This window comes from Phytobacter sp. V69 (genome assembly GCF_965644215.1).
Taxonomy (GTDB): Bacteria; Pseudomonadota; Gammaproteobacteria; order Enterobacterales; family Enterobacteriaceae; genus Phytobacter.
This window is the reverse complement of record NZ_CBFFRL010000190.1, coordinates 1-8,927: the sequence shown is the minus strand read 5'-3', so window position 1 is coordinate 8,927 and position 8,927 is coordinate 1. Positions and strand designations below refer to the sequence as shown.

The following is an 8,927-nucleotide window of genomic DNA, read 5'->3' as shown; positions in this document are numbered from 1 at the left end:
CGGCCTCATTTCTCGCTGCCGTCCAGATCAGATGCATCGCTCTCTGGGCTAAAATCTTGTGACGACACTATCTAAGAGTAATCTTAACAATGGGTTAGCCAATTTTGGTAGGTTTTAACCCTATCAACTTTTTTAATTTAACTTAAGGAAATCCATACAAATATTCATATTATTTGTCGATTTTTTGCGATCCCCAGAAATATTTCAAAATAAAACTCAGCGTGACGTTCCAGGTACTTTATCAGCGCCAGGCATTCCCGTCGCACCTGGTCTCAAATACATAAATACCAATACTGGGGAATAAGACATGGATTGATACCCCTTATTCCACCACCACCGTGACCAAAAAGATGATCAAAAACCAGCAGGCCAAAAGCGTGTCGGAACTGCTGAAGTATTCGCCAGGCACGCAGATGCAGGCACGCGGCGGGATGGATGTGGGTCGTCCGCAAAGCCGTGGTATGCAGGGCAGCGTGGTGGCGAACAGCCGCCTTGATGGCTTGAATATTGTCTCCACCACCGCGTTTTCGGTTGAAATGCTGGAGCGTCTGGATGTGCTGAACAGCCTGACCGGTGCGCTGTATGGCCCGGCGAGCCCGGCGGGACAGTTTAATTTTGTCGCCAAACGTCCGACAGAGCAGACCTTACGCGAAGTGACCCTCGGTTATCAGAGCCGTAGCGCCGTGAGCGGGCATGTCGATCTGGGCGGCCATATTGATGACGATAATAAATTCGGCTATCGCATCAATGCCGTTAACGAAGAAGGCGAAGGCAACGTTGATGACAGCACCTTACGTCGCAGACTGCTGGCGGTCGCTTTCGACTGGAATATCCAGCCCGGTACGCAGTTGCAGCTCGATGCCAGCCATTACGAATTTATTCAGAAAGGTTATCCCGGCAGCTTTAGTTACGGGGCCAATGTCAAACTGCCTTCCGCGCCGAACCCTAAAAATAAAAATCTGACGCTGGATACGGCGGGCAATGACCTGACCACCGATACCCTCAGCACCCGTCTGATTCATTATCTGAATGATGACTGGTCCGTCACTGCCTGAGTGGGCTGGCAACAGGCCGATCGCGCGATGCGTTCTGTTTCAAGCACCATTTTGAACAGTGATGGCGACATTAAGCGCTCGATGAGCGACGCCAGCTCCGCCGGGCGTTTCCGGGTGCTGAGCAACACCGCAACGCTCAACGGCCATGTGGATACCGGCTCCATTGGTCATGATGTGGCGCTCTCCACCACCGGCTATGTCTGGTCCATTTACGGCAGTCTGGGATCCACGCAGCGCTATGATCTGGGCACCAGCAATATGTATAACCCGTCTTCGATGACGGAACCGGGCGCGGGGAAAATCAACACCGACGGCCCGCGCTACAAATCGAGCGAAAACACTCAGCAGAGTATTACCCTTGGCGATACGGTGACCTTTAACCCGCAGTGGTCGGCGATGTTCTACCTGAGCCAGAGCTGGTTGCAGTCGCAAAACTTCAATACCTCGGGCAATAAAACCAGCGAGATTAACCAGAACGGTCTGAGCCCGAACGCGGCGTTGATGTATAAAATCACCCCGGCAGTCATGGCCTACATCAGCTATGCCGACTCGCTGGAACAGGGTGCGACAGCGCCAACGGGCACCAGGCTGAAAAACGCCGGGCAGACGCTCGCCCCCTACCGCAGCCAGTGGCCTTAAAGCCGACACCGGCGGCATGAACCTGGGTGCGGCACTGTTCCGCTTAGAGCGCCCGTTCGCCTATGTTGACAGCAGCGATATGGTCTACAAAGAGCAAGGCAACCAGGTCAACAACGGTCTGGAGCTGACGGCGACCGGTCGCGTCTACGAAGGGCTGAACATTTACAGCGGCGTCACCTTCCTCGATCCCGAACTGAAAGATACCGTTTCCGACAGCACCAGCAACAAACGCGTGGTCGGCGTACCGAAAGTCCAGGCGAATATCCTGGCCGAATATAACCTGCCATCGATGCCGCAATGGGTTTACAGCGCCAACGTCCATTACACCGGTAAACGCGCCGCCAACGACACCAATATGGCCTGGGCGGACAACTACACCACCCTGGATTTAGGCACTCGCTACACCACCAAACTTAACATCGTGCCGACCACCTTCCGCGTGGCGGTCAATAACGTCACCAATGAGCATTACTGGGCATCTATCTTCCCGTCAGGTACCGATGGCGACGGCGGTTCCCCGAGTGCGTTCCTGGGTAGCGGTCGTGAAGTTCGCGCATCTGTCACCTTCGACTTCTGAGTGAGACACTGATGAAAATCCCTCTTCTTCCCGCACTGGCGCTTGCCGTCAGTGCCTTTTTAAGCGGCGGCCTGCAGGCCGCCCTGCCACACACCGATGTGCGGATCGCCTCCCCGTGGCCCGCACAGAACACCATCATCACCATGCTGGGCTATGGCGACAGCCTGGTGGGAACCTCGGCGGTGGCGAAACAGATCCCCCTGTTTCGCCAGAGTCTGCCGCGCATTAATGATGTGCCAATCGTGAGCATGAACAACGGCAACGAACTCAATCCGGAGCAAATTATCTCGCTCGGCACACAAATGCTGTTCATCCCGGAGAATATGAAAATTGCCCGCCCGGAGGTGCTTGAACAGGCCGGTGTCCAGGTACTGGCTTTCAAAGCGAACTCCATGGCGGCCCTGCGTGAGAGGGTGCAAAAAACCGGTGAGGCGCTGGGGCCAGACGCGCAGCAAAAAGCGCAGGCCTATGCGCAGTACTTTGCCCATAACGTCGAACTGGTTGCCTCGCGGCTGAAAGATCTCCCTGAGACTGCGCGCGTTCGCGTCTATCACGGCATGGGCAATCCGCTGACCACCACCGGCCGCCCGTCGCTCAATCAGGACTGGATGGATCTGGCGGGCGCCAGCAATGTGGCAGAAACCTGGTTTGGCCCAAATAAACACAGCGCCGGGGAAGTGGCGCTGGAGCAGGTGGTCACCGCCAATCCGCAGGTGATTGTGGCGATGAACAAACGCGACGCCGATGAAATTAACGCTTCTGCGCAGTGGGCGGGCATCGATGCCGTTATCCATCATCGCGTTGTGGTGAACCCGAAAGGGATGTTCTGGTGGTGCCGTGAAACCAGCGAAGAGGCGCTGCAATTTTTGTGGCTGGCAAAAGTGCTCTATCCGGACCGTTTTGCCGACATTGACATGACAAAAGAGACGCGGGATTTTTATCGCACGTTCTTCGACCTGCACCTTACCGATGCGCAAATTAACGAAATATTGTCTCCCTCCAGATGACTGATATTGCGTCTGATATTCACGCCCGCTATCGCCTGGTACTGCGCCACCGTTTATCGATGGCGGGCGTTCTTTTACTGGCGATCCTCGCCTCGCTGCTGCTGGATTTCACCCTCGGGCCGTCCGGACTTTCGCTGCATCAGGTGTGGCAGGCGCTGGTTCATCCGCAGGCCGTCAGCACCGGAATGAAGATTATCGTCTGGGAAATCCGTCTGCCCTATGCACTGATGGCACTGTTGGTTGGCATGGTATTGGGGCTCGCAGGTGCGGAGATGCAAACCATCCTTGACAATCCGCTTGCCAGTCCGTTTACGCTCGGGGTGTCGTCTGCCGCGGCGTTCGGGGCGGCGCTGGCCATCGTGCTGGGCCTGGGGATCCCGGGTGTAACCGATCAGTGGTTTATCCCGGCGAACGCCTTTGTTTTCGCCCTGCTCTCCGCCCTGCTGCTGGATGCGATTGGCCGCTGGACGCGGGTGGCAACCTCGGGCGTCGTGCTGTTTGGTATTGCGCTGGTCTTCACCTTTAACGCGCTGGTCGCCATGCTGCAGTTTATCGCCGATGAGGACACCCTACAGGGGTTGGTTTTCTGGACGATGGGCAGCCTGGCGCGCGCCTCCTGGCAAAAAATCGGCATCCTGGCGCTGGCGTTTCTCTGCGTTATACCGTTGTCGATGCTGAATGCCTGGAAACTCACCGCCCTTCGCCTGGGTGAAGACCGCGCCATGAGTTTCGGTATCAATGTGCGCCGTCTACGTCAGGGATCGCTGCTGCGCATCAGTTTGCTTGCCGCACTGTCGGTGGCGTTTGTCGGACCGATCGGTTTTATCGGGCTGGTGGCACCGCATATTGCGCACATGCTGTTTGGTGAGGATCATCGCTACTACCTGCCGGGGAGCGTGTTAACCGGCGGGCTGGTACTGTCGCTGGCGTCTGTCGCGTCTAAAAATATCGTTTCGGGCATCATTATTCCCGTCGGCATTGTGACCTCGCTGGTCGGCGTACCTTTTTTTTCTGAGTATTATTTTGCGCCATCGCGGGAGAGTGTCATGAATGGGTTCCCCCTTCATCAACTCATGACGGGTTATGGTCGCAAGGCCGATGAAGGGGAGATGTCGCGGGCCAGCCCGTGAGCCGCACAGTCAGGCATTATCTTTCCCAGGGCGCAGGGTCGGAAAACTTCTCCAGCAGAAAATCAATAAAGGCTTTAATGCGCGGTGTTTGCATCAACCGGGTTGGCGTCACCGCGTGGATAAAGCTCTCCGGTACCGAATACTCAGGCAGGATAATCTGCAAACGTCCGGCGTTAAGATCGCCGGCCACATGCCAGATAGACTGCAGTGAAATCCCTCGTCCATACACCGCCGCATCACGCAACAGCTCGCCAAAATTGCTCTCGATCTTACTGTTAATTTTAACCCGAACACTCCCCCCATCCGGGGTGAGCAGTTTCCACGCATCCCGTTTGCCGTCCGCGTCGGTCATTAAAAGTCCGTCATGCGTCGCTAAATCACCAGGGTGTTGCGGCATACCACGCTGCGCCAGATAGGACGGCGACGCCACCAGCACGCGCCGGTTCGCAGCGATGCGCCTTGCCACTAAGCTGGAGTCTTTAAGATGGCCGATGCGAATAGCGAGGTCATAGCCCCCTTTCACCAGATCCACGACCTCATCACTAAGGTGCGCCACAAAATTGACGTCCGGGTGCAGCGCCTGAAATTCCACCAGCAGCGGGGAGATATACAAACGTCCGAACGACGCCGACATCGTCACCCGGATGGTGCCGGTCACTTCGGAGCGGCTGGTGTGCAGAGAGTCACCGAGGGCATTGAGCGCATCAATCAATGGCCGCCCCTGCGAGGCCAGCAACTCCCCTTCCGGGGTGGGATATAGACGCCGGGTCGTACGATTGAGAAGCCGCGCGCCGAGGCTCTCCTCCAGCCGTTGTATTCGCTTGCTGGCCACTGCCAGCGAGAGATTTTCACTGCGCGCGGCGGCGCTGATTGAACCTAAATCCACCACCCGCAGGAAAAGCGAGATGTCACTGATGCGCTCCATAGATTCTCAACTTGAGGTCGATAATGGTTTTGCATTGTAGTGATTTTTTTGATGTGTGCGCAATGGCAGCGCCCGCTAACCACGTCGACGCTACCTCAATGTCCCCCCATCATTTCCCCAGCTTCGATAGCATCTCCGGGCGCATAAATTTATGGATAACCAGCATAAACAGCAGTGACGGCACCAGCAAAATCAGGGCGGTGATAGACGACACCTGATAGTTGCCCGACATACTGGCGTTATACAACAGCAGCGGCAGCGTGGTGATATCCGGTGCGCCGACAAAAAAGGTGCCGGTAAACTCATCCAGCGATTCGAGGAAGACGAAAATACTGGCGGCAATGATCCCCGGTGAGGCCTGCGGCAGTATGATATGCCAGAAGGTGTAAATCGGTCCGGCCCCGAGATTACGTGAGGCCCGCGCCAGCAGCGGATCGACCGCGGAAAACGCCGCGACACAGATCCACACCGAATACATCAGGCCGTGTACGCTATGCACCAGCACCACCCCCGCTATCGTGCCATTCAGCCCCCACTGATAGAACAGGCGGGCGATATTCATGTACACCGTCAGGTTCGGAAACGCCTGCGGAATCAAAAACAACAGCATAAACAGCACGCGCAGCGGCATGCCGCGCCGTGATAGCGCATAGCCAGCCGGTACCGAAATCAGCAGGCACACCACCACCGACAGCACCGCAATCAGCACGCTGGTGATCAGCGATCCGGACACATCGCTGTACGGGCTGAACACCTGATACCAGTATTTAAGCCCCCACTGGCTGGGCAGCGTGTGGGGGAAAAACCAGCTTTCCGCCGCCGTCCAGATAAGCAAATTCAGCAGCGGGCCAAACATCACCAGCAGCATAAAAACCAACAACAGCGTTTGTAGCGGCAGGCTGGCGCTGAGCTTTCTGCGTCCTTTCTTAAGCCACGTATCCGGTAATGTCATCGTTACCTCTTTCATCATTCGCCTCCCTTCTGTTGCAGACTGTGGCGCAGGTAGAACCACGACAGCGCACCGCAAATCAGCAGTGATACTACGCCCAGCGCGTTGGCCACGGCATAGTCGCCATAGGAATTAACGCGAAACGCCATGTCCACGGTCATCATCGTCGGCGTACCGACGCCAATCATCAGCGGCACGGAGAGCACCGACATCATGGTCACGGTGGAGAGCACCAGCGCCACGCCAATCGCAGGCAGCACCTGCGGCAGGATAATGTCGAACAGAATGCGCGGACGCGAGGCCCCGAGATTGCGTGCGGCCAGGATTTGCGACTGTTCAAGCGCCGCCATGGCACCGCAGATCAGCAGTGTCGCGAACGCCAGCTGTTTCCAGACAAAGGTGATGATGATCCCTTTCCAGCCCAGCCAGGAGACAGTCTCCAACGGCGTAAACAGATCGGTTGCCACCAGCGCATTGTTCATCAGGCCATTTTTGGCCAGAAAGGTGCGCATCATCTGTGCGGCGACAATAAACGGAATAAACAGCGGCAGGCGGTACAAGAACCCCAGCATGCGCACGATGGGCCGACAGGGAGACAAGGTGATCACCGCCGAGAGGGTGATGGAAATCACCGCCAGCAGCGCCACGGAAATCAGTACAATCACCAGCGTAAACGCGATATCGCTGGAATACAGGGCATAGACCTTACTGAAATGGGTCAGGGTAAGCTGTCGCGCATCGTTGGTAAACGCGGCAATCAGCGAGAACCCCAGCGGGTACAAAAAGAGGATGCCGATCATTAGCGCGGCGGGCGCGACCAGCAACAGATATTTCAACGAACGGCGCATAGCAAAACCTGGTGTCAGCAAAAAAAGCTCAGGGCGACATCATGTCGCACCTGAGTATTGTCGATGATTAGTTGGCGACCTGGCTTTCATAGCCTTCTTTGATGTCGTCAAAGTAAGGGGTGATCGGGAAGCTTTTACCGTAATCTGCCAACGCTTTCGGCGAGATTTCCGCGAACAGCTTCTGCCAGGTGGCCGGATCCAGTTTTGGCTTCACATGCTCAGCATTGATGCCCGGATACCAGTTGAACTGCTTCACGATCCCCTGCGCCTGCACGTCCGGGCTGGTTGCCAGTTCGATAAACTCGCGTGCCAGCTGCGGGTTTGCCGCTTTCGCAGGGGTCACGTAGTACATCGGTTGTCCCGGCATACCCGGCGACAGCAGCGCCAGCTTGATTGACGGCGGCAGCTTGCCCTGGTCTTTCCAGCTGTAGAACATATCGACCCACACCGGCCCCATCGTGATCTCGCCACGGCTGAGCATATCGAGCGTCCCGGCATTACCCGGTGTAAAGGTCACGTTCTTATTAAACGCTTTCAGTTTCTCGTACGCCTGGCTCCAGTTTTTCGCCACGCCTTTATCGTACGGCAGCGCAGAAAGATGCTGGGCATCGGTTCCGTAGGCGTATATCCAGCCCACCACAAAGCTCACGCCGGACATGCCGTTTTTGATGCCGTTATAGCCAAACGCCTGCGGGTTTTTCTGCGCCCAGCTCACCAGCTCGTCATAAGACGCCGGCGGGGTTTTGATCGCATCGCTGTTCCATGCAATGGCAGACTGGCTTAAAAACATCGGCATCACATAGCCATCAACATTTACGCCGAGGGCATTTTTCGCGTTATCCGCGCTCACCATGCTGCCGGTTTTAATTTGCTGGCGATATTTCTCCAGTAGCCCCTTTTCCACCAGTTCGCCACCGGCTTTCTGGTGCACCACCGCCACGTCAATATCCCAGGTCTTCGCACCACTCTCTTTTTGCGCGCTCAGTTTCTCGATGATTTTATTCGAGCCGGCATCACCCGGACCGGTGCCAACCACCTGCACTTTCACCCCTGGATGCGCCGCTTCAAACTTCGGCCCCAGCCAGGTTTTCACGTAATCCACCATATTCTGATCGCCTGCTGTGGCAACGTTCAGAATGGTGTCGGCCTGTGCGCCATAGCTCAGGAACAATGCAGTCACTACCGCAGCTTTCGTTTTAGTAAACATGGTCTATCCCCAAAATGAACACGATGAAGTCAACTTGCTTGCGACGATGGAAAAATATGTAACGCGCTGGCCGGAACATGCAGTCGCACGGAGGACCGCGCAGGCCAGCACTGTGTTGAATCCGCCAGTAACACACGGTCACGGCAACGCACGCTATGGCGATATAAATTGCCAAGAAACGCACTTTGTTCGACCACGCCATTCAGAGTTAAGCCCTCATCCGGCGTGGTCGAGGTTAATGCACAGATCGCCGCATCGGCGCTGCGAAAATAAAGAGTACGGTCACGGAAATCGTCGGCGGAATATTTCCCCTGTGCACGCAGTGAAATATCTGAGGCGACGAAGAGATCGTTAGCGGAAATTTTATTGTCCGCGCCCATAAAATCAGCAACAAATGGCGTTGCCGGACGCTGATAAATATCTTCCGGCGTGCCTATCTGTTCTATTCGGCCATTATTGAGCACCGCAATGCGGTCCGCCATGACCAGCGCTTCCTGCTGATCGTGGGTGACAATTAAGGAAGGTGCGATTTAATCGTCAATTATGAGAACATAACCCTTTCTTTGACATAGACTTTTCACGATGCCCGC

5 protein-coding genes and 3 pseudogenes are annotated in these 8,927 nt (G+C 55.8%); 3 read left to right on the top strand and 5 right to left on the bottom strand.

What is annotated here, in order from left to right:
- Nucleotides 1-293: 293 nt before the first annotated feature.
- From ACSZPU_RS20540 to ACSZPU_RS20530, 3 genes and pseudogenes are all read left to right on the top strand, one after another.
- Nucleotides 294-2,271, top strand: a pseudogene (locus ACSZPU_RS20540) (TonB-dependent receptor); the annotation flags it as partial.
- 11 nt (nt 2,272-2,282) lie between these two features.
- Nucleotides 2,283-3,278, top strand: a complete 996-nt coding sequence (locus ACSZPU_RS20535) for an ABC transporter substrate-binding protein (RefSeq protein WP_499002636.1) — start codon at nt 2,283-2,285, stop codon at nt 3,276-3,278.
- Nucleotides 3,275-4,328 (top strand): annotated as a pseudogene (locus tag ACSZPU_RS20530) (FecCD family ABC transporter permease). The gene ACSZPU_RS20535 and the pseudogene ACSZPU_RS20530 overlap by 4 nt, the downstream one beginning before the upstream one ends.
- Before the next feature lie 96 nt (nt 4,329-4,424).
- Here ACSZPU_RS20530 and ACSZPU_RS20525 read toward each other — a convergent pair.
- The 5 genes and pseudogenes from ACSZPU_RS20525 to ACSZPU_RS20505 all read right to left on the bottom strand — a co-directional run.
- Complete coding sequence (locus ACSZPU_RS20525; protein ID WP_499002633.1) at nt 4,425-5,333, bottom strand: LysR family transcriptional regulator; 909 nt, start codon at nt 5,331-5,333, stop codon at nt 4,425-4,427.
- Between the two features lie 109 nt (nt 5,334-5,442).
- Nucleotides 5,443-6,300, bottom strand: coding sequence for an ABC transporter permease (locus ACSZPU_RS20520; RefSeq protein ID WP_499002638.1), 858 nt, complete (start codon nt 6,298-6,300; stop codon nt 5,443-5,445).
- Nucleotides 6,300-7,130 (bottom strand): ABC transporter permease, encoded by an 831-nt coding sequence (locus tag ACSZPU_RS20515; protein WP_499002630.1) that lies wholly within the window; start codon nt 7,128-7,130, stop codon nt 6,300-6,302. Before ACSZPU_RS20515 ends, ACSZPU_RS20520 begins: the two co-directional genes overlap by 1 nt.
- Nucleotides 7,131-7,197: 67 nt before the next feature.
- Entirely contained in the window at nt 7,198-8,337 is a 1,140-nt protein-coding gene (locus ACSZPU_RS20510; RefSeq protein ID WP_499002628.1) for an ABC transporter substrate-binding protein, read from the bottom strand.
- A gap of 29 nt (nt 8,338-8,366) precedes the next feature.
- Nucleotides 8,367-8,858: pseudogene (locus ACSZPU_RS20505) on the bottom strand (ATP-binding cassette domain-containing protein); the annotation flags it as partial.
- Nucleotides 8,859-8,927: the final 69 nt, after the last annotated feature.